We start from the raw sequence: 20,591 nt of genomic DNA, 5'->3' as shown, positions 1-20,591 counted from the left end.
CATACGAAAAATTGACATTAAACTAGCACGACCAAAGATAACTTTACACCGTCTGTCGCATAGGCTTGCGCCATTCTGTGAATTGAACGACAAGCCCAGGGCTCAAAAAAATCCTACAGCATCCTAAATAGATGCCCTACAAGCAGTGTTTCACGCGTCCACCATCGCCATCGCCTCCTCCACATCCACCGCCACCAGACGCGAGCAACCCGGCTCATGCATGGTCACGCCCATCAACTGGTCGGCCATTTCCATGGCGATCTTGTTGTGGGTGATGTAGATGAACTGCACAGTCTCAGACATCTCTTTTACCAGCCGCGCATAACGCCCCACGTTGGCGTCGTCCAGCGGCGCGTCCACCTCATCGAGCATGCAGAACGGCGCCGGGTTCAATTTGAAAATGGCAAAAACCAGGGCCAATGCCGTCAGCGCTTTTTCACCCCCGGAGAGCAAATGGATGGTGCTGTTCTTCTTGCCCGGGGGACGCGCCATGATGGTCACCCCTGTATCGAGTAAATCTTCGCCCGTCAGTTCCAAGTAAGCGCTGCCGCCACCGAAAACTTTCGGGAAAAGTGCCTGCAAACCGCCGTTGATCTGATCAAAGGTATCCTTGAAGCGATTACGGGTTTCCTTGTCGATCTTGCGGATGACGTTTTCCAGGGTCTGCAACGCTTCCACCAGATCGTCGTTCTGGGCATCCAGATAGCGCTTGCGCTCGGACTGCTGCTGGTACTCGTCGATGGCCGCCAGGTTGATAGCGCCCAGACGCTGAATGCGCGCGGCGATGCGTTCCAGCTCTTCTTCGGCGTCTTTCTCGTTGGCCCCGGCCACCAACGTGGCGAGCACGCCGTCGAGGTCGTAGCCGTCTTCCAGCAATTGGTCCTGCAAGGCTTTGCGGCGCACCGTCAGGGCCTGCCATTCCATGCGTTGCTGTTCCATCTGGCTGCGGATCAGCTGGGATTGCTGTTCGGCCTGGCTACGACGCTTTTCGGCGTCGCGCAGTTCGCGGTCGGCATCTTCCAGGGCAATTTGCGCAGTCTTGAGTTCTTCATCAACGCTCATGCGTTTGTCGAGCAACTCTTCGAGTTTGAGGCGCAACTCTTCCAGCGGCGCTTCGCCCTCCTCCAGGTTCAGGCTCAATTGCTCGCGTTTTTCGGTCAGGCGTTCGGACTGCATTTCCAGCCGCTCCAACGCCTGGCGCGTGGAATCGTACTGGGCCTTGAGCGAGCCCAGGCGCACCGCCAACTGATGGGCGTGATCCTTATGCTGGCGGGCATCCTGGCGCACCCGGTCGAGGCGTTCGCGCAGACTGTCGCGCTGAGCCAGCAGCAACTCGCGCTGCTCGGTGTCCACGGCCATGGCATCGAGGGCTTCCTGCAGTTGCAGGCGCGCTTCACCGATCTGCTCATGCTCCAGCGCCCGTTGCTCGCCCAGCTCGGCGATTTCTTCCTCAAGGCGCGTGCGGCGCAAGGCCAGTTGTTCAACCTTGGCCTTGCCGGCGGACAACTGCGCTTTGAGTTCGCCCTGCTGGCGTGCTTCGTCCTGCAACAACCGACGCAAGTGTTCGCGACCATTCTCCTGCTGGCGCTGTTGCGCCCGCAGATTCTGTAATTCGGTTTCCAGGGCTTCGACGCTCGCTTCGCGTTCTTCGCGCTCGGCGCTCAGGCGCTGGATTTCCTGGCCCCGGGCGAGCATGCCGCTCTCGGCTTCGCTGGCCCGGCGCACCCGCAGGAAATGCCGGCCGACCCAATAGCCGTCCCGGCTGATCAGGCTTTCCCCGGCCGCGAGTTGTCCGCGCAGGGCCAAGGCCTGTTCAAGGCTGTCCACCGGTTTCACCTGCCCCAACCAGGGAGACAGGTCGACCTGGGCCTCGACTTTATCCAACAAGCTGCCCGGCATCCGCACGCCATCGCCAGCCGGGCTGAGCAGGCGCAGATCGCCCTGGGTGAAGCCCGACAGATCGAAGCCTGCGAAGTCATCCACCAGCACCGCTTGCAGATCGGCGCCCAGCACGGTCTCCACCGCCAGCTCCCAGCCGGCATCGACCTTCAGGCCTTCGGCCAGTCGCGGACGCTCGGCCAGATGCTGGTCGCGCAGCCATTCGGCAGTGCCGGTGCCAGGGTCCAGCGCCGCTTGCTGCAAGGCCTCCAGCGAAGCCAGACGGCCATTGAGGCGCTGCAATTCACCCTGGGCCTGCTGCTGATTCTGCAGAGCCAGTTGCAAGGCCTGGCGCAGTTGCTCGAGCCGTTCAACCTGGGCATCTTCGCTGGCTTGCAAGTCTTCAAGGGTGGCTTCGCTGGCAGCCAGTTGTTCGCTCAGATCGACAATCGCCGCGTCTTCAGGGTCCGCCGCGAGCAAGGCGCGCTCTTCGGCCAAACGGCGCTGACGCTCGGCCAGGCGTTCCATGCTGGCTTCCAGTTGCTGGATGCGCGACTGCTGGACTTCGGCCTGACGCCGCGGCTCGGCAGAGCTCAGGTTGAAACTGTCCCACTGCTCTTGCCAGCCATGCATGCTCAGCTCGGCTTCTTCCAGGGCGGCGGCAGCCTCTTCGGCGGCGGCGCTGGTGAGTTCCTGCTCGGGCGTGAGCCGGTCCAGTTCTTCGCCCAGGGTCAGCAGCAACGTGCGGTCGTGGCCCAGGTGGGATTCGGTTTCCAGGCGCGCGCGCTCGGCCTCTTTCAAATCATCCTGCAGCTGGCGCAGCCGTTGCTGACCGTGCTGGATGCTCTGCTCGACCCGGGCGATGTCGCCACCCACCGAATAGAAGCGCCCTTGCACCAGGTTGAAGCGTTCGGACAGGTCGTGGTGGCCGTCACGCAGGCGCTCGATGGCGGCGTCGGCATTGCGCTGCTCGGCCACCAGGGCTTCGAAGCTGACTTCCTGGTTGCCAATGATCGCCTCGCGCTGGCCGACCTGCTCGTTCAGCGCCTGCCAGCGCAGGGCCGAAAGCTGGGCCTTGAGCTGACGTTCTTCGCCTTTGTATTCCTGATATTTCTTGGCGGCTTCGGCCTGGCGGTGCAAGCGTTCGAGCTGGCGTTCGAGTTCTTCGCGCAGGTCGGTCAGGCGGGCCAGGTTTTCGTGGGTGCGACGGATGCGGTTTTCGGTCTCGCGGCGCCGCTCCTTGTACTTGGAGATGCCGGCGGCTTCTTCGATGAAGTTGCGCAGGTCTTCGGGCTTGGCCTCGATCAGCTTGGAGATCATGCCCTGCTCGATGATCGAATAGCTGCGCGGGCCGAGGCCGGTGCCGAGGAAAATATCGGTGATGTCGCGACGTCGGCACTTGGCGCCGTTGAGGAAATAACTGTTCTGGCTGTCGCGGGTCACTTTGCGGCGGATGGAGATTTCCGCGTAGGCCGCGTACTCGCCGATCAAGGTGCCGTCTGAATTGTCGAACACCAGCTCGATGCTCGCCTGGCTCACCGGTTTGCGACTGGTGGAGCCGTTGAAGATGACGTCGGTCATCGACTCGCCGCGCAGGTTCTTGGCCGAGCTCTCGCCCATCACCCAGCGTACGGCGTCGATGATGTTCGACTTGCCGCAACCGTTGGGCCCGACCACCGCCGCCATGTTGCTGGGGAAGTTCACCGTGGTCGGGTCGACGAAGGATTTGAACCCCGCCAGTTTGATGCACTTGAGCCGCACGTTCAGGCCGCCGTCAGGGCAGAAACCACCAGATCGCAACTGCGCTGGGCATAGGCCGTCAGCACGATGCGGATCTGCGGCAAATCACGGGCCAGCACGGCGGTCAGCAGGCGCTGGAACAGGTCGAGGAATTCGCTCATCTCGGCCTTGCGTTGTTCCAGGGCCAGGAAGTAGGCGCGGCTCATGGCCGGTTGCAGGTTCTCGACGGTTTCCTGCAAGTACGGGTTGTTGGCGAAGGGATACGCGGCGCGCATCACGCTGAAACTTTCATCGACGAAGGTGCGGATGTCCTGGCGCGCGAAGGCGTCCTGAAGACGCTGCTGGATCTCGATGAACGGCGCCATGTCGGCCTGTTCCTGCCAGCCATGAGCCACGGCATTGCCCAGCAGGATGTACAGCTCGCTCATCAGCGCACAGAGGCTGCGCACCTTGTGTTCGCTCAATTCGGTGACGTGTGCACCACGGCGCGGCAGGATCGCGATCAGATGCCGGCGCTCCAGTATCAGCAAAGCCTCACGGACCGAACCGCGACTCACGTTGAGCGCCAGCGTGACCTTCTGCTCCTGGATGCGCTCGCCCGGCTTCATTTCACCACGAATGATGCGCTCGGCCAGGTGATGGGCGATTTGCTCGGCGAGGCTGTCCGGGGCCTTGAACGTCATGGTTGTCCTTCAAACTCTTCGATTTGCACAAGCGGCGCAGTGTAGCGCACTCAATACGTCATGGCGCAGGGCCTGCAGCGGGTTTTTGGCACGATCCAAGCAAAAAAGTTTGAGCCCTCATCCTGAAACAGAATCTGTGGAAGAACCTGTGGGAGCCGAGCTTGCTCGCGATAGCGGTCTGTCAGCATGCATCCATACTGAATGTACCGCCGTCATCGCGAGCAAGCTCGGCTCCCACAGGGTTCTACAGTGTCTATAGACCGTTGTTCATCGACCAAGCGGATTTTCTTGACCTTTAAGTCAGAAAATCGTTGACCGCAAAGTCAGACCTGCTAAATTCAGCCCAAGTCGATACAACAATAATGAGTCTGCGAGGCCTTCCGTGATCCAGTTTTTACTCAACCAGGAACTCCGTAGCGAGCACGCCCTGGACCCGAACCTGACCGTGCTCAACTATTTGCGCGAACACCTCGGCAAATCCGGCACCAAAGAAGGCTGCGCCAGCGGCGACTGTGGTGCGTGCACCGTGGTGGTGGGCGAGTTGCAGACCGACGAGGACGGCCGTGAACGCATTCGTTATCGCAGCCTCAATTCGTGTCTGACCTTCGTCTCGTCCCTGCACGGCAAGCAACTGATCAGCGTCGAAGACCTCAAGCACCAGGGCCAGTTGCACAGCGTCCAACAGGCGATGGTCGATTGCCACGGTTCGCAATGCGGCTTCTGCACACCGGGCTTCGTGATGTCCCTGTTCGCCCTGCAAAAGAACAGCGAACAGCCCGACGCCCATAAAGCCCACGAAGCCTTGGCCGGCAATCTATGTCGCTGCACCGGCTACCGGCCGATTCTGGCGGCCGCCGAGCAGGTCTGCTGCGCCAGGCAAGCGGACCAGTTCGACGACCGCGAAGCCGAGACCATCGCTCGCCTCAAGGCCATCGCACCGACTGACACGGGTGAACTCAACAGCGGCGACAAACGCTGTCTGGTGCCGTTGACCGTGGCCGATCTGGCCGACCTCTACGACGCGTATCCCCAGGCGCGCCTGCTGGCCGGTGGCACGGACCTAGCCCTGGAGGTCACCCAGTTCCATCGCACCCTGCCGGTGATGATCTACGTGGGCAACGTCGCTGAGCTCAAGCGTATCGAGCGTTTCGACGATCGCCTGGAGATTGGCGCCGCCACCGCACTCTCCGACTGCTACGAAGCCTTGCAGGCTGAATACCCGGACTTCGGCGAACTGCTACAGCGCTTCGCTTCGTTGCAGATCCGCAACCAGGGCACCTTGGGCGGCAACATCGGCAACGCCTCGCCGATTGGCGACTCGCCGCCCTTGCTGATCGCCCTCGGCGCGCAGATCGTCTTGTGCAAGGGCCAGACCCGTCGCACCCTGGCGCTGGAAGACTATTTCATCGATTACCGGGTCACCGCCCGCCAGGAAAGCGAATTCATCGAGAAGATCATCGTGCCCCGGGCCAGCGCTGAGCAGGCGTTCCGCGCTTATAAGGTCTCCAAGCGCCTGGACGATGACATTTCCGCCGTGTGCGCGGCGTTCAACCTGCGTATCGAGCATGGCGTGGTCCAGGACGCCCGGGTGGCCTTCGGCGGCATGGCCGCGACGCCCAAGCGCGCCAAGCATTGTGAAGCCGCGTTGATCGGTGCCGCGTGGAACGACAGCACCGTCGAACGTGCCTGCGCCGCCCTGGCCGAGGACTTCACACCGCTGTCGGACTTCCGCGCCAGCAAGGAATACCGCCTGCTCAGCGCCCGCAACCTGCTGCGCAAATACTTCATCGAACTGCAAACGCCGCACATCGAGACTCGGGTGACCGCTTATGTCTAACCATCACGCCGTAGAGAAGACTCAAGCCGAGCTGGCCGAACTGTTCGCCCGCGACCTGACCACTGGCGTGGGCCGCAGCGTCAAGCATGACAGCGCCGCCAAGCATGTGTCCGGCGAAGCCCAGTACATCGATGATCGCCTGGAATTTCCGAACCAGTTGCACGTCTATGCCCGGCTGTCGGACCGCGCCCACGCACGGGTCATCCGTATCGATACCGCGCCCTGCTACGCCTTCGAAGGCGTGCGCATCGCCATCACCCATGCAGACGTGCCGGGTCTCAAGGACATCGGCCCGCTGCTGCCCGGTGACCCGCTATTGGCCATCGATGACGTGCAGTTCGTCGGCCAACCGGTGCTGGCGGTTGCCGCCAGGGACCTGGAAACCGCGCGCAAGGCAGCGATGGCGGCCATCATCGAATATGAAGACCTGGAACCGGTGCTGGACGTGGTCGAGGCCCTGCGCAAGCGGCATTTCGTGCTGGATAGCCACACCCACCAGCGCGGTGATTCGGCGGCGGCACTGGCCAGTGCCGAGCATCGCATCCAGGGCTCGCTGCACATTGGCGGCCAGGAACACTTTTACCTGGAAACCCAGATTTCCTCGGTGATGCCCACCGAAGACGGCGGCATGATCGTCTACTGCTCCACGCAGAACCCCACCGAAGTGCAGAAACTGGTGGCCGAAGTGCTGGACGTTTCGATGAACAAAGTCGTGGTGGACATGCGCCGCATGGGCGGTGGCTTTGGTGGCAAGGAAACCCAGGCCGCCAGCCCGGCGTGCCTGTGCGCGGTCATCGCCCACCTCACCGGCCAGCCGACCAAGATGCGCCTGCCCCGGGTCGAAGACATGCTGATGACCGGCAAGCGCCACCCTTTCTACATCGAATACGACGTCGGCTTCGACAGTACCGGGCGCCTGCACGGTATTGCCCTGGAGCTGGCCGGCAACTGCGGTTGCTCGCCAGACCTGTCGGCCTCGATTGTCGACCGGGCGATGTTCCATGCCGACAACGCCTACTACCTGGGCGATGCAACCATCAACGGCCATCGTTGCAAGACCAATACCGCGTCGAACACCGCTTACCGTGGCTTCGGCGGGCCGCAAGGCATGGTCGCCATCGAAGAGGTGATGGACGCCATCGCCCGGCATCTGGGGCTGGATCCGCTGGCGGTGCGCAAGGCCAACTACTACGGCAAGACCGAGCGTAACGTCACCCACTACTACCAGACCGTCGAGCACAACATGCTCGAGGAGATGACCGCCGAACTCGAGCAAAGCAGCCAGTATGCCGAGCGCCGCGAAGCGATCCGCCGCTACAACGCCAATAGCCCGATCCTGAAAAAAGGCCTGGCGCTGACCCCGGTGAAATTTGGTATTTCCTTCACCGCCAGTTTCCTCAACCAGGCCGGGGCGCTGATTCATGTCTATACCGACGGCAGCATCCACCTGAACCATGGCGGCACGGAAATGGGCCAGGGCTTGAACACCAAAGTCGCGCAAGTGGTGGCCGAAGTGTTCCAGGTGGAGATGGACCGGGTGCAGATCACCGCGACCAACACCGACAAGGTGCCGAACACCTCGCCCACCGCTGCCTCCAGCGGTGCAGACCTCAATGGCAAGGCTGCGCAGAATGCCGCCGAAACCATCAAGCAGCGCCTGGTGGAGTTCGCCGCGCGGCAGTACAAGGTCAGCGAAGAAGACGTGGCGTTCCACAACGGCCATGTGCGGGTGCGCGATCACATCCTGACGTTCGAGGCGCTGGTGCAGCAGGCGTATTTCGCCCAGGTCTCGCTGTCGAGCACCGGTTTCTACAAGACCCCGAAAATCTATTACGACCGCAGCCAGGCCCGGGGCCGGCCGTTCTACTACTACGCCTATGGCGCGGCGTGCGCCGAGGTGATCGTCGACACCCTGACCGGCGAATACAAGATGCTGCGCACCGACATCCTCCACGACGTCGGCGCCTCGCTGAACCCGGCCATCGACATCGGCCAGGTCGAGGGCGGTTTCATCCAGGGCATGGGCTGGCTGACCATGGAAGAGCTGGTATGGAACGACAAAGGCAAGCTACAGACCTGCGGCCCGGCCAGCTACAAGATTCCGGCGGTGGCCGACATGCCGCTGGATCTGCGGGTCAAGCTGGTGGAAAACCGCAAGAACCCGGAAGACACGGTGTTCCATTCCAAAGCCGTGGGCGAACCGCCGTTCATGCTCGGCATCGCCGCGTGGTGCGCCATCAAGGATGCCGTGGCGAGCCTGGGGAATTACCAGCACCAGCCGAAAATCGATGCACCGGCGACCCCGGAGCGGGTGTTGTGGGGGTGTGAGCAGATGCGTGGGTTGCGGGTGGCGAAGGTTGGGGAAGCTGAAACCGAGTTGGCTTCGCTCTAAGACCGCGGCGCGGCCAATCGCGAGCAAGCTCGCTCCCACAGGGGATTTGTGAACACCGACCCAATGTGGGAGCGAGCTTGCTCGCGATGAGGCCGGAACAGACAACAGAGATGTCGAGGTGAATATGTACAACTGGATCAGCGCCCTCGCCGACCTGCAAGATCGCGGTGAACCCTGCGTGCTGGTGACGATCATCGAAGAACTCGGCTCGACCCCGCGCAATGCCGGTTCGAAGATGGTGATCAGCGCCAGCCAGACGTTCGACACCATCGGTGGCGGCCACCTGGAATACAAAGCCATGGCGCTCGCCCGGCAGATGCTCGCCAGCGGCCAGCAAAGCACCCATCTGGAGCGCTTCAGCCTCGGTGCCAGCCTGGGCCAGTGCTGCGGCGGCGTGACCGTGCTGCTGTTCGAACCCATGGGCCAGGTCCAGGCGCAGATCGCCGTATTCGGCGCCGGCCACGTCGGCCGCGCCCTGGTGCCGCTGCTGGCGAGCCTGCCCTGCAAGGTACGCTGGATCGACTCCCGGGAAGCGGAGTTTCCTGAACACCTGCCCCACGGCGTGCGCAAGATCGTCAGCGAGGAGCCGCTGGATGAAATCGACGAACTGCCCGCCGGCAGCTACTGCATCGTCATGACCCACAACCATCAGCTCGACCTGGAACTGAGCGCCGCGATCCTCAAGCGCAACGACTTCGCTTACTTCGGCCTGATCGGTTCGAAAACCAAACGGGTCAAGTTCGAACATCGCCTGCGCGAGCGCGGCTTCGACAGCAGCGCCTTGCAGCGCATGCGCTGCCCGATGGGCATTGGCGACGTCAAAGGCAAGTTGCCTGTGGAAATCGCCATCTCCATCGCCGGTGAAATCATCGCCACCTATAACGCGGATTTCGGCCAGCACACCACGCGCGCCGAACCGATTGCCAAGCTGCTGCCGGCCTCGCGCCGCAGCCAGGCGAACCGTTGAACAATCGTTGAGAATTCCCATGCCCCTGACACGTAAAGCCTACCGCGCCGCCCTGCTCCACAGCCTTGCCGACCCCGCCGAAGTCGGCATTGAAGCGTCCTATGAATATTTTGAAGACGGCCTGCTGGTGGTGGAAAACGGCCAGATCAGCGCCATCGGCCACGCCAGCGAGTTGCTGCCGACCCTGGCGGCCGACATTGAGATCACTCATTACCAGGACGCGCTGATCACGCCCGGCTTCATCGACACCCACATCCACCTGCCGCAGACCGGCATGGTCGGGGCTTACGGCGAGCAATTGCTGGACTGGCTCAACACCTATACCTTCCCTTGCGAAAGTCAGTTCGCCGACAAGGCCCATGCCGACGCCGTCGCCGATATTTTCGTCAAGGAACTGCTGCGCAACGGCACCACCACCGCGCTGGTGTTCGGCAGTGTGCACCCGCAATCGGTGAACGCGTTTTTCGAGGTGGCCGAGAAACTCGACCTGCGGATGATCGCCGGCAAAGTGATGATGGATCGCAACGCCCCGGACTACCTGACCGACACCGCCGAATCCAGCTACACCCAAAGCAAAGCGCTGATCGAGCGCTGGCATGGCAAGGGCCGCCTGCATTACGCCGTGACCCCGCGTTTTGCGCCGACCAGCACGCCGGAGCAACTGGCCCTGGCGGGTCAGTTGCTGGGGGAATATCCCGACCTGTACATGCAGACTCACATCAGTGAGAACCTGCAGGAAGTGCAATGGGTCAAGGAACTGTTCCCCGAGCGCAAAGGTTATCTGGACGTCTACGACCACTACCAACTGCTCGGCGAACGCTCGGTGTTCGCCCACGGCGTGCACCTGTGTGACGACGAATGCGCGCGCCTGGCCGAGACCGGTTCGGCCATCGCGTTCTGCCCGACCTCGAACTTTTTCCTCGGCAGCGGCCTGTTCAACCTGCCAATGGCCGAGAAGCACAAAGTGAACGTGGGGTTGGGTACGGATGTGGGGGGCGGAACCAGTTTTTCGTTGCTGCAAACCCTGAACGAAGCCTACAAGGTGATGCAGTTGCAGGGCGCCCGCCTGAGCCCGTTCAAGTCACTGTACCTGGCCACGCTTGGCGGCGCCCGGGCCTTGCGCCTGGAAGACCGGATCGGGACTTTACAGCCGGGCAGCGATGCGGACTTTCTGGTGTTGGACTACAACGCCACGCCGCTGTTGAGCTATCGCCTCAAGCAGGCCCGGGACATTGCCGAGAAGTTGTTTGTGTTGATGACGCTGGGGGATGACCGGACGGTGGCGCAGACCTTTGCGGCGGGCCGATTGGTGCATCAGCGCTAGATTTCTAGCGACTGTCAGACCGCCAATCGCGAGCAGGCTCGCTCCCACAGTGGATTTGTGTCAGTCACATAACCCTTGTGGGAACGAGCCTGCTCGCGATGAAGGCAACTCGGTACGTCTGACTCAACCCATCAAAGCTTGGCCGTCGACCGCCCTGGCTTCTTGCTCTGCAACAAATGCGAAAACACCGCATGCAAATCATCCGACGCGCTTTCTTCGTCGAGGTTGAGCTTGCTGTCGATGTGGTCCATGTGGTGCATCATCAGGTCCACCGCCAGGGTGGCATCGCGGGCCTCGATGGCGTCGATCAATTGGGTGTGTTCGTCGTAGGAACAGTGGGAGCGGTTGCCGCTTTCATACTGGGCGATGATCAGCGAGGTCTGCGACACCAGGCTGCGCTGGAAGCTGATCAGCGGGGCGTTCTTCGCCGCCTCGGCCAGCTTGAGGTGGAACTCGCCTGACAGGCGGATGCCGGCGCCACGGTCACCACGGGAAAAACTGTCGCGCTCGTCGCTGACCATCTGCCGCAGCTCGGCAAGCTGCTCGGCGGTGGCGTGCTGCACGGCCAGTTCGGTGATGGCCCGCTCCACCAGACGCCGGGCCATGAATACCTGGCGGGCCTCTTCAACACTCGGGCTGGCCACCACGGCGCCGCGATTGGGCCGCAACAGCACCACGCCTTCGTGGGCCAGGCGCGACAACGCACGGCGAATGATGGTGCGACTGACCCCGAAAATCTCCCCCAACGCCTCTTCGCTCAACTTTGTACCGGGCGCCAGGCGCTGTTCGAGGATGGCCTCGAAAATATGCGCATAGACAATATCGTCCTGGGTTCCGCTGCGGCCGGCTTTGCCTGCTCGCGGTTGTTTCTTGAGGGGCTGCAACTGTTCGTTCATGGGCACTCGAGTCGGAGAACTGCGGCGAATTGACCGTGACTGTAATACGCCTCAGCGGGTCGCTGACAAGTATCACGTAAATAATACGTCGATTGTACACAACCTCTGATGGCAACACGACTGTACGGCTGTTTGCGGACGTGGCTGTATTGCAATCGGCAACGGGGTTGAGTTTAGGCTTAAACCCCAAACCTGTGGCCCCCGCCCTCCTGCAATTTATAACAAGGACCACCGCCCACCATGACCGAAGTCACGACCACGCCACTTCGTCCGTTGGCCGATACATCGCCATCGGCGATCGTCGCCGGTTTCATCGCCATGATGACCGGCTACACCAGCTCACTGGTGTTGATGTTCCAGGCCGGGCAGGCGGCAGGGCTGACCAGCGGGCAGATTTCTTCGTGGATCTGGGCGATTTCCATCGGCATGGCCGTGTGCTCCATTGGCCTGTCGTTGCGGTATCGCACACCGATCACCATCGCCTGGTCGACACCCGGCGCGGCGCTGCTGATCACCAGCCTGGGCGGGGTCAGTTATGGCGAGGCCATCGGCGCCTACATCACCTGCGCGGTGCTGGTGACGATCTGTGGCCTGACCGGCAGCTTCGAGCGTCTGGTCAAGCGCATTCCGGCCTCGCTGGCGGCGGCGTTGCTGGCGGGGATCCTGTTCAAGATCGGCAGCGAGATTTTCGTCGCCGCCCAGCATCGAACCGGTCTGGTGCTGGGGATGTTTTTCACCTACCTGATCGTCAAGCGCCTGTCGCCGCGCTACGCAGTGCTGGCTGCGCTGCTGATCGGTACAGCTCTGTCAGGCTTGATGGGGCTGCTGGACTTCAGCGGCTTTGCCCTGGAAGTCGCCACACCGGTATGGACCACGCCGCATTTCTCCCTGGCGGCCACCATCAGCATCGGCATTCCATTGTTCGTGGTGGCGATGACTTCGCAAAACATGCCTGGCATCGCGGTGCTGCGGGCCGACGGTTACAACGTACCGGCCTCGCCGCTGATCACCAGCACCGGCATCGCCTCGCTGCTGCTGGCACCGTTCGGCTCCCACGGCATTAACCTGGCGGCCATCAGTGCGGCCATCTGCACTGGGCCCCACGCCCATGAGGATCGTAACAAACGCTATACGGCAGCAGTCTGGTGCGGGGTTTTCTATGGGCTTGCCGGGGTGTTCGGCGCGACACTGGCGGCGTTGTTCGCGGCGCTGCCCAAGGAGTTGGTACTGTCCATCGCGGCGCTGGCGCTGTTCGGCTCAATCATCAATGGCTTGAGCATCGCCATGAGCGAAGCCCGGGAACGGGAAGCAGCACTGATCACCTTCATGGTCACGGCATCGGGGTTGACGCTGTTTTCCATCGGTTCGGCGTTCTGGGGGATTGTGGCGGGGGTGTTGACCTTGGTGATCCTGAACTGGCGTAACGCCTGAAGGCATCGCGAGCAGGCTCGCTCCCACAGAAGGATCTGTGTCGTTCACAACAATCCTGTGGGAGCGAGCCTGCTCGCGATGGCAGCCTGAAGGGCAACACCTACCCAACCGACAGGCACAAAAAAACCGGCACCCAAACGGGCTGCCGGTTTCAGACCATCAAGCGACCGGATTGATCGGCTTTTCCGGGTACCAGACGTCCATCAGCGGGCTGACTTCAACGCTGGTCAGCTCAGGACGCGCCTTGAGCCAGGCTTCAACGGCCGCACGCTGCTCTTCGGACACCGAGCCACGCTTCTGCAGGCAAACCAGACCGTAGTCGTCGCCGCCAACATAGCCCAGGCCATTGGCTTCCATGGCTTCTTTCAGGAAAGCGTCGAGGAAAGCGTCAACGGCCTCATCGGCCAGATCTTCTTTGAAATCCAGGTTCAGTTCGAAACCCAGCTCTTGAAATTCATCCACGCACAGTTTTTTGCGCAGACGCTGGGAACGGTTAGTCGCCATTGGAACAATCCTCATAAGTAATAACGGCCGGCACTCTACCAGTTTGGTGCACTGTTTGCCCGCCTGATCGGGTGTGTGGGCCTACCGTCGGTAAAAAATAGCGCCCTGAAGGGCTCAGGCACGGCACAAGCCGTTGCACCTTGGGGCATAATGCCGACACTTTCATGACGTTGAGGGCGTTCATTTTCATGTCCTCGTTTTTCCCCCCCTCGCCCGTAGGGTTTTATTTCAAATGATCAGATCTTTGCGTCCACTGCTTTTGGCCAGCCTTCTTCTTCCCCTGGCCCTGCCCGCATCCACCAGCGCCGCCACTATCAACACGGCCCTGACGCCCAATGTGCAAAAGGCCCTCAAGAACAGCAAGCTGCAAAACAACGCCTTGTCCCTGGTGATGATCCCGCTCAACGGCCCTGGCACCCCGACCCTGTACAACGCCGACGTCTCGGTGAACCCGGCCTCCACCATGAAGCTGGTGACCACCTATGCCGCCCTGGAGATGCTGGGGCCCAATCACCAGTGGAAAACCGAGTTCTACACCGACGGCACCCTCAGCGGCGGGATTCTCAACGGCAACCTGTACCTCAAGGGTGGCGGCGACCCCAAGCTGAACATGGAAAAACTCTGGCTGCTGATGCGCGATCTGCGGGCCAATGGCGTGCAACAGGTGACCGGGGACCTGGTGCTGGACCGTGGTTTTTTCATCAAACCGCAGTTGCCTGAATTCAACGACGACGGCAACGACAAAAACAAACCGTTCCTGGTCAAGCCCGACTCCTTGCTGGTCAACCTCAAGGCCCTGCGTTTTGTTGCCCGCAATGACGCCGGCCGGGTGCTGGTGTCGGTGGAGCCGCCGATTGCCAGCATTCGCATCGAAAACCAGGTCAAGGCACTCAACTCCAAGCAATGCACCGGTGGCGTGCGCTACAACCCGGTGCCCCAGGCAGACGGCAGCGTGACCGTGACCGTCGGCGGCCAGCTCGGTGACGGTTGCAGCTCCCAGACTTACCTGGCGCTGCTGGACCACCCCACCTACACCGCCGGAGCGGTGCGGGCGATCTGGAAGGAACTGGGCGGCAGCATTCAGGGCAAGGATCGCCTGGCGGCGACCCCGAGCAGCGCCAAGGTGCTGGCCCGGGCGTTCTCGCCGGACCTGGCGGAGATCATTCGCGACATCAACAAATACAGTAACAACACCATGGCCCAGCAATTATTCCTGAGCCTGGGCGCAGAGTTCCGCAACGAAGCCGACGGTGACGACGCCAAAGCGGCACAGCGGGTGGTACGCCAGTGGCTGGCCAGGAAAGGCATCACCGCGCCGCACCTGGTCATGGAAAACGGCTCCGGCCTGTCCCGCGCCGAAAGGGTGAGTGCCCGGGAAATGGCGGCAATGCTGCAAGCCGCGTGGCGCAGCCCGTACTCCGCCGAATTCATCAGTTCGATGCCCATCGCCGGCACCGATGGCACCATGCGCAAACGTCTCAAGACCACCGCCATGGCCGGCGAAGCGCACGTCAAGACCGGCACCCTGAACACCGTTCGCGCCATCGCGGGCTACAGCCGTGACATCAACGGCAACACCTGGGCCGTCGTGGCGATTCTCAACGATCCGCGGCCATGGGGCGCTTCGTCGGTGCTGGACCAGGTGCTGCTGGACCTGTACCGCCAGCCGAAACTGCCGCAGACGGCTTCGGTGCTCTAAACCCGTACCAAATTGAATGTGGGAGCGAGCCTGCTCGCGATGCGTCAGCCAGTGAACAGCGATGTTGAATGGCACACCGTTATCGCGAGCAGGCTCGCTCCCACATCGATCACCGGCGCGAACGCCTACCCCAACTGCACCTCAACCCGATCCCGTCCGGCCTGCTTGGCCGCGTACACCCCCGAGTCGGCCCGCAGCAGCAGCGCATCCGCCCCCTCCCCGACCCGCCAGGTGGCGATACCGAAGCTGGCCGTGATGACGCCCACGTCCTCGATCGGCGCGCTGCGCAGCCCTTCCCACAACCCCGTGGCCAAGGCCTGGGCACTTTCGCCGTCGGTGTCCGGGCATAACACCACGAACTCTTCACCGCCCAGCCGACAGAACACGTCGGTCCGTCGCAGCCGCTGGGTGATGCGCTGGCAAACCGCCTGCAACACCCGATCGCCCACAGCATGGCCATGCTGATCGTTGATGCGCTTGAAGTGATCGATGTCGAGCATGATGACCGCCAACTCGCCGGTGCCCCGCTCCACCCGCGCCATCTCCGTGGTCAGGCGCTCCTGGAAATAGCGCCGGTTGCGAATACCTGTCAGGGCGTCGGTCACTGACAAGGCTCGCAGTTCCTCCTCCACCCGCTTGAGATCGGAAATGTCGGAAATATAACCGTGCCACAACACCCCACCGCCTGGCAGCTCCTCAGGCGTGGCCTCGCCGCGCACCCAACGCAACCCACGCTGCGGCAGTTGCAGGCGATACTCCTCGCGCCATGGGCTCAGGGTGTCGGCCGAAGTGCGGATCGATCTGCGCACGCGCGCACTGTCCAGCGGATGGATGCGCGAGAAAATCGATTCGGCGTTGCGCACCAGTGTCTCGGGCTCCAGTTCATAGATATCGCGAATGCCATCACTGGCATAAATCACGCTGAAACGCCCATTGAAATCCATCTTGAACTGGTAGATGCCCCCAGGCACGTGGGCACTGAGCTTTTTCAGCAACAGGTCCCGGGCGGCCAGGGCCTCGTGAACGCGCTTGCGTTCGGTGATGTCGATGCAGATCGCCAGATGCCCGACCCACAGCCCCTGATCATCGAGCATCGGTGTCGCCAGCATGTTCACGGTCAGATGGCTGCCATCGCGGCGCACCAGGGTCCATTCCCGGGCCTGCTGGCCACCCTGTTCGCCGCCCTCGACCAACATTGCGTGGCACGTGGGGATCGGTTTGCCATAACGCGCAGCAAGTTGTACGGCCCGGGCCTGGAGCTCGCGCGGCAAGTGAAGGCTTTCGAGGGTCATGCAGTGCAGAACCTCGCCGCTGTCGTAGCCAAGCATCTGCTCGGCGCCCGCATTGAACGTGGTGATCACCCCGCGAAGATCCGTGGCGATGATCGCAACCTGGGTCGCGGCATTCAGCACACCACGCAACTGACCATGAGTGCCCCGCAGTTCCTGCTCACGCTCGCGCAGCTCTCGGGTCCGCAGCTCGACCAACTGCAGGGCCCGCTGTCGCTGGCTGACCAGCACATACAGCAGCGCACTGAGGAGCAGGCTGAGCAAGCCCCCCAATACCACCAGGCTGGCCACCGAGGAAGGGTTGGTGGACAGGAACATACGACTGGGCCGCAACTCTATCCGATAGTCACGATCGGCCAGGCGTAACAGGCGGGTCGCCGACAAGTCACTTTCGCCCGGTGGATCGAGTGACTCGAACAGCACTTCCTCCCGATCGTCCGTGGACAGGTCCATGACCCGCATCGAAAGGTTGTCCTGACCGGGCGCCGGCAGGCCATCACCCACTAACTGGCGCATGCTGACGGCAGCCACGACGTAACCGAAAGGTTCCTTGGACCACGCCTTGGAGACCGGCGCGACCAGCAACACCCCGCGGGTGGCGGTGGCGGCCTCTCCCGCCAGGTCCAAAGGTTGCGATACCACTATGGTCTCCCGATGGCGAGCGCGCTCAAGGGTGGCACGGCGCAAGGGATGGGCGAGCAGGTCCAAGCCCCGTGGAGCCTTGAAGGAAGGTTGATTCTGGAGGTACAACACCGGCACGTATTCGTCCCGTTCGGCGGCCAGACGCAAGCCACCGGAGTCGTCAGGCTCACGGATGGAAAACGTATCGCCCCCCTCGGTGCGGGCTTGTTGTTCGAACGATGATCGTTCGTCGCGCAGCACCCGAGGCGCCCAGGCGAACGCCTGGGTGCGCCGCAGCAACGCTTCGGCATAGCCATGGAATTCCCTCTCGGAAACCCCGGCCGAGTTGGCAAAGAAACGCCTCAGGCTGTCGAGACGTTGCTCCTGGTCCTGAAAACGTTCCTCGATGCGGCTAAAGCGTTCATCGGCTTGCAGTTCAAAGCGCTGGCGCAATTGCTGGTCAAACAGATTGGCCATCGCCCAGGTCAGCAAACCGGTCAGGAACGCACCGGCCAGCAGCACCAGCGAAGCCACCAGCCAGGCCGACACATCTTCGCTGATAAAACCCAGGATTCTGGGGCGTACCTGATGCAATGCCATAAATACAACTCAGAAAGGGGCAGGCAGTAGGTACTGCCCTGTCCACAGGCTTAAGTTATAGCTATTAGCCATCACTTTGACCAGCACAAAAACGCCTGAAAGCCTTGAGTTTCAAGGCTTCCATGGATCCAATCGGCTATAGGTCAGCGGGCCATGATTTTCCAGGCACGGTGAATCTTGCCATTGCGGGCAAAATCCGGATCGATGGTCTTGGCGGTGATTTCCTCCACCGCGTAACGCTCCGCCAGATTGTCCTCGAGCTGGAACTTGCGGAAGTTGTTGGAGAAGTACAGCACACCACCCGGCGCCAGGCGGGCCATGGCCAGGTCCAGCAGTTGGACGTGGTCGCGCTGCACGTCAAACACCCCTTCCATGCGCTTGGAATTTGAGAATGTCGGCGGATCGATGAAGATCAGGTCGTATTCGTCACGACTGGCTTCAAGCCAAGCCATCACGTCGCCCTGCTCCAGGCGATTCTTGTCCGAAAAACCATTGAGCGACAGATTGCGCCGCGCCCAGTCCAGGTAGGTTTTCGACAGGTCGACACTGGTGGTGCTGCGCGCACCGCCCTTGGCAGCGTGGACACTGGCGGTCGCGGTGTAGCAGAACAGATTGAGGAAGCGCTTGCCGGCCGCCTCTTTCTGGATCCGCAGGCGCATCGGCCGGTGGTCGAGAAACAGCCCGGTGTCCAGGTAGTCGGTGAGGTTGACCAGCAGCTTCACGCCGCCTTCGTTGACCTCGGTGAACTTGCCCTGGGTGCTCTGGCGCTCGTACTGCTTGGTGCCGCTCTGCCGCTCGCGACGCTTGATCACCACGCGGCTCTTGTCGACGTTCAGTGCCTGGGGAATCGCCGCCAGGGCGTCGAACAGCCGGGCCGAGGCCTTTTCCGGGTCGATGGATTTTGGCGCGACGTATTCCTGGACGTGAACCCAATCGTGGTACAGGTCGATGGCCATGGAGTATTCCGGCATGTCGGCATCGTAGACCCGGTAGCAGTCCACGCCTTCACGCTTGGCCCATTTACTCAGCAGCTTGAGGTTTTTTTGCAGGCGATTGGCGAACATCTGCCCGCCTTCGCTCAAACGGGCCTGCTCGACCACAGGAGCCGGAGCCGGTGCCGGCTTGATCGGGTTACCGTTCTTGTTGTACTGGCGCTCTTGCGGTACTTCCGGCGCCTGATCGTACTCAGCCTGCTCACGCTCGGCCTGGCGCTGTTCCGGGGTACGACGCTCGCCGGTGACGAACTGATCGGGCAGGACCTTGATCAGCAGCAATTTGCACGGCAAGGCGCCGTTCCAGAACGAATACTGCTTGTGACTGCGAATGCCCATGCGCTTGCCCAGGTCCGGCGCGCCGGTGAACACTGCGGCCTCCCAGTTCAGGCAGGCCTGGCGCAGGCGCTCGCCGAGGTTCTGATAGAGATAGAGCAAGCTGGCTTCGTCGCCCAGACGCTCGCCGTACGGTGGGTTGCAGATCACCAGGCCTTTCTGGTTCTGGTCCGGACGCGGCTCGAAGGTGGCGACTTCGCCTTGATAGATCTTGATCCACTCGCTCAGGCCCGCCCGCTCGACGTTGTTGCGGCCCGGCTGGATCAGCCGTGGGTCGGCTTCGTAGCCGCGAATCCACAATGGTGGCTTGGCCAGGCCGGCAGCGGCACGCTCGGTGGCTTCTTCGTGGAGCTTCTTCCACAGCGCCGGCACATGACCAAGCCAGGCGGTGAAGCCCCACTGCTGGCGGCGCAGGTTCGGCGCCATGTCGGCAGCGATCATCCCGGCTTCCACCAGGAACGTGCCCACGCCGCACATCGGGTCGGCCAGCGCCCCGCCTTCAGCGGCGATACGCGGCCAGCCGGCGCGGATCAGGATGGCGGCAGCGAGGTTTTCCTTCAGCGGCGCGGCGCCTTGCTGCAGGCGATAGCCACGCTGATGCAGGCTGTGGCCAGAGAGGTCCAGGGAGAGGATCGCTTCGCCACGGTCCAGGCGCAGGTGTATGCGCAGGTCCGGGTTGAGCTTGTCGATGGATGGCCGCTCGCCTGTCGGGGTACGCAGCTTGTCGACGATGGCGTCCTTGACCTTCAAGGCGCCGAAGTGGGTGTTGTCGATACCCGAGCCATGGCCGCTGAACTCCACCGCCAGGGTGCCATCGGCGAGCATGTGGTCTTGCCAATCCACATCCAGCACGCCGTGATACAAGTCTTCGGCGTCCTTCATCGGGAAGCGCTTGAGCACCAGCAATACGCGGTTGGCCAGGCGCGACCACAGGCACAGGCGATAAGCCGTTTCCATGTCGGCCATGCCGCGCACGGCCGAGGTGTGCTCACGCGCCTCTTCAAGGCCAAGCCCGACGGCTTCCTCGATCAGCAGGCCTTCAAGACCTTTGGGGCAAGTGAGGAAGAGTTCGAAACGATCGGACATGGGATTTCCAGAGCCTTTGGCTAAGTGGACCGGGCAACGCATTGCCGGGCCGGGTTCAATCAGGTGCTTTTCTCAAGAGCACCCGTGTGGCACGAAAGTGTGCCGTGCCGCCCTCGCCGCTCAGGTTAAAAGAGCTTAGAGGCGAGGGCAGATAAAAAATTCTGTGCAACAAATTGTGAAAACTCGACCCTTTCGTCGAATAGTACCCGAGTGCAACGGGGGGACATTCTCATTCGCCTAAGGGCTGCACCCTTCGATGCAGGGCCGATCATACAGGGGTCTTGCCTGAAAGCGGGTGACGAACATCATGTTACTT

General features: G+C 62.0%; 12 protein-coding genes. 6 read left to right on the top strand and 6 right to left on the bottom strand.

Annotated elements, in window-relative coordinates:
* Positions 1 to 150: 150 nt before the first annotated feature.
* Positions 151 to 3,639 carry a chromosome segregation protein SMC gene (smc, locus tag MKS85_RS07245; RefSeq protein ID WP_310662794.1) on the bottom strand — a complete coding sequence of 1,163 codons (3,489 nt, stop codon included), beginning with the start codon at positions 3,637 to 3,639 and terminating at the stop codon, positions 151 to 153.
* Positions 3,640 to 3,641: 2 nt separating this feature from the next.
* Positions 3,642 to 4,301, bottom strand: coding sequence for a GntR family transcriptional regulator (locus tag MKS85_RS07240; RefSeq protein WP_047227164.1), 660 nt, complete (start codon positions 4,299 to 4,301; stop codon positions 3,642 to 3,644).
* Between the two features lie 382 nt (positions 4,302 to 4,683).
* On the opposite strand from MKS85_RS07240, the gene xdhA reads away from it, so the two are divergent.
* The 4 genes from xdhA to guaD all read left to right on the top strand — a co-directional run bounded on the left by xdhA (position 4,684) and on the right by guaD (position 10,821).
* Complete coding sequence (gene xdhA / locus MKS85_RS07235) at positions 4,684 to 6,138, top strand: xanthine dehydrogenase small subunit (protein ID WP_310662793.1); 1,455 nt, start codon at positions 4,684 to 4,686, stop codon at positions 6,136 to 6,138.
* Positions 6,131 to 8,530 (top strand): xanthine dehydrogenase molybdopterin binding subunit, encoded by a 2,400-nt coding sequence (gene xdhB / locus MKS85_RS07230; RefSeq protein ID WP_310662792.1) that lies wholly within the window; start codon positions 6,131 to 6,133, stop codon positions 8,528 to 8,530. Before xdhA ends, xdhB begins: the two co-directional genes overlap by 8 nt.
* Positions 8,531 to 8,654: 124 nt before the next feature.
* Positions 8,655 to 9,497, top strand: coding sequence for a xanthine dehydrogenase accessory protein XdhC (gene xdhC, locus MKS85_RS07225; RefSeq protein ID WP_310662791.1), 843 nt, complete (start codon positions 8,655 to 8,657; stop codon positions 9,495 to 9,497).
* A 19-nt stretch (positions 9,498 to 9,516) separates the two neighbouring features.
* Positions 9,517 to 10,821 (top strand): guanine deaminase, encoded by a 1,305-nt coding sequence (guaD, locus tag MKS85_RS07220; RefSeq protein WP_076385648.1) that lies wholly within the window; start codon positions 9,517 to 9,519, stop codon positions 10,819 to 10,821.
* A gap of 131 nt (positions 10,822 to 10,952) precedes the next feature.
* Here the strand turns inward: guaD and MKS85_RS07215 are convergent, their stop codons facing one another.
* Positions 10,953 to 11,717 (bottom strand): GntR family transcriptional regulator, encoded by a 765-nt coding sequence (locus MKS85_RS07215; RefSeq protein WP_003183531.1) that lies wholly within the window; start codon positions 11,715 to 11,717, stop codon positions 10,953 to 10,955.
* Between the two features lie 240 nt (positions 11,718 to 11,957).
* Between MKS85_RS07215 and MKS85_RS07210 the strand changes: the two genes are divergently transcribed.
* On the top strand, positions 11,958 to 13,148 hold the full coding sequence (locus tag MKS85_RS07210) for a benzoate/H(+) symporter BenE family transporter (RefSeq protein WP_047227159.1): 1,191 nt from the start codon (positions 11,958 to 11,960) through the stop codon (positions 13,146 to 13,148).
* Positions 13,149 to 13,307: 159 nt separating this feature from the next.
* Here the strand turns inward: MKS85_RS07210 and MKS85_RS07205 are convergent, their stop codons facing one another.
* On the bottom strand, positions 13,308 to 13,652 hold the full coding sequence (locus MKS85_RS07205) for a YggL family protein (RefSeq protein WP_047227158.1): 345 nt from the start codon (positions 13,650 to 13,652) through the stop codon (positions 13,308 to 13,310).
* A 232-nt stretch (positions 13,653 to 13,884) separates the two neighbouring features.
* Between MKS85_RS07205 and dacB the strand changes: the two genes are divergently transcribed.
* On the top strand, positions 13,885 to 15,351 hold the full coding sequence (gene dacB / locus MKS85_RS07200; protein ID WP_076385650.1) for a D-alanyl-D-alanine carboxypeptidase/D-alanyl-D-alanine-endopeptidase: 1,467 nt from the start codon (positions 13,885 to 13,887) through the stop codon (positions 15,349 to 15,351).
* 125 nt (positions 15,352 to 15,476) lie between these two features.
* Here dacB and MKS85_RS07195 read toward each other — a convergent pair whose 3' ends face one another.
* Both MKS85_RS07195 and rlmKL read right to left on the bottom strand, forming a co-directional pair.
* Positions 15,477 to 17,861 (bottom strand): GGDEF domain-containing protein, encoded by a 2,385-nt coding sequence (locus MKS85_RS07195; RefSeq protein WP_047227156.1) that lies wholly within the window; start codon positions 17,859 to 17,861, stop codon positions 15,477 to 15,479.
* Between the two features lie 143 nt (positions 17,862 to 18,004).
* A complete protein-coding gene (gene rlmKL / locus MKS85_RS07190) occupies positions 18,005 to 20,275 on the bottom strand; it encodes a bifunctional 23S rRNA (guanine(2069)-N(7))-methyltransferase RlmK/23S rRNA (guanine(2445)-N(2))-methyltransferase RlmL (protein ID WP_076385654.1) in 2,271 nt (756 codons plus the stop codon).
* Positions 20,276 to 20,591: the final 316 nt, after the last annotated feature.

It is taken from the genome of Pseudomonas sp. JL2, from assembly GCF_031570495.1.
GTDB lineage: Bacteria > Pseudomonadota > Gammaproteobacteria > Pseudomonadales > Pseudomonadaceae > Aquipseudomonas > Aquipseudomonas rhizophila.
Note: the sequence above shows the minus strand (reverse complement) of the source record. Positions and strands in the feature narration are given on the sequence as shown.

Excerpts from the sequence above, each read along its gene's own strand:
- dacB (WP_076385650.1), top strand. The coding sequence starts at position 13,885 with ATGATCAGATCTTTGCGTCCACTGCTTTTGGCCAGCCTTCTTCTTCCC.
- MKS85_RS07195 (WP_047227156.1), bottom strand. The coding sequence starts at position 17,861 with ATGGCATTGCATCAGGTACGCCCCAGAATCCTGGGTTTTATCAGCGAA.
- xdhC (WP_310662791.1), top strand. The coding sequence starts at position 8,655 with ATGTACAACTGGATCAGCGCCCTCGCCGACCTGCAAGATCGCGGTGAA.
- guaD (WP_076385648.1), top strand. The coding sequence starts at position 9,517 with ATGCCCCTGACACGTAAAGCCTACCGCGCCGCCCTGCTCCACAGCCTT.
- rlmKL (WP_076385654.1), bottom strand. The coding sequence starts at position 20,275 with ATGTCCGATCGTTTCGAACTCTTCCTCACTTGCCCCAAAGGTCTTGAA.
- xdhB (WP_310662792.1), top strand. The coding sequence starts at position 6,131 with ATGTCTAACCATCACGCCGTAGAGAAGACTCAAGCCGAGCTGGCCGAA.
- MKS85_RS07215 (WP_003183531.1), bottom strand. The coding sequence starts at position 11,717 with ATGAACGAACAGTTGCAGCCCCTCAAGAAACAACCGCGAGCAGGCAAA.
- MKS85_RS07240 (WP_047227164.1), bottom strand. The coding sequence starts at position 4,301 with ATGACGTTCAAGGCCCCGGACAGCCTCGCCGAGCAAATCGCCCATCAC.
- MKS85_RS07210 (WP_047227159.1), top strand. The coding sequence starts at position 11,958 with ATGACCGAAGTCACGACCACGCCACTTCGTCCGTTGGCCGATACATCG.
- MKS85_RS07205 (WP_047227158.1), bottom strand. The coding sequence starts at position 13,652 with ATGGCGACTAACCGTTCCCAGCGTCTGCGCAAAAAACTGTGCGTGGAT.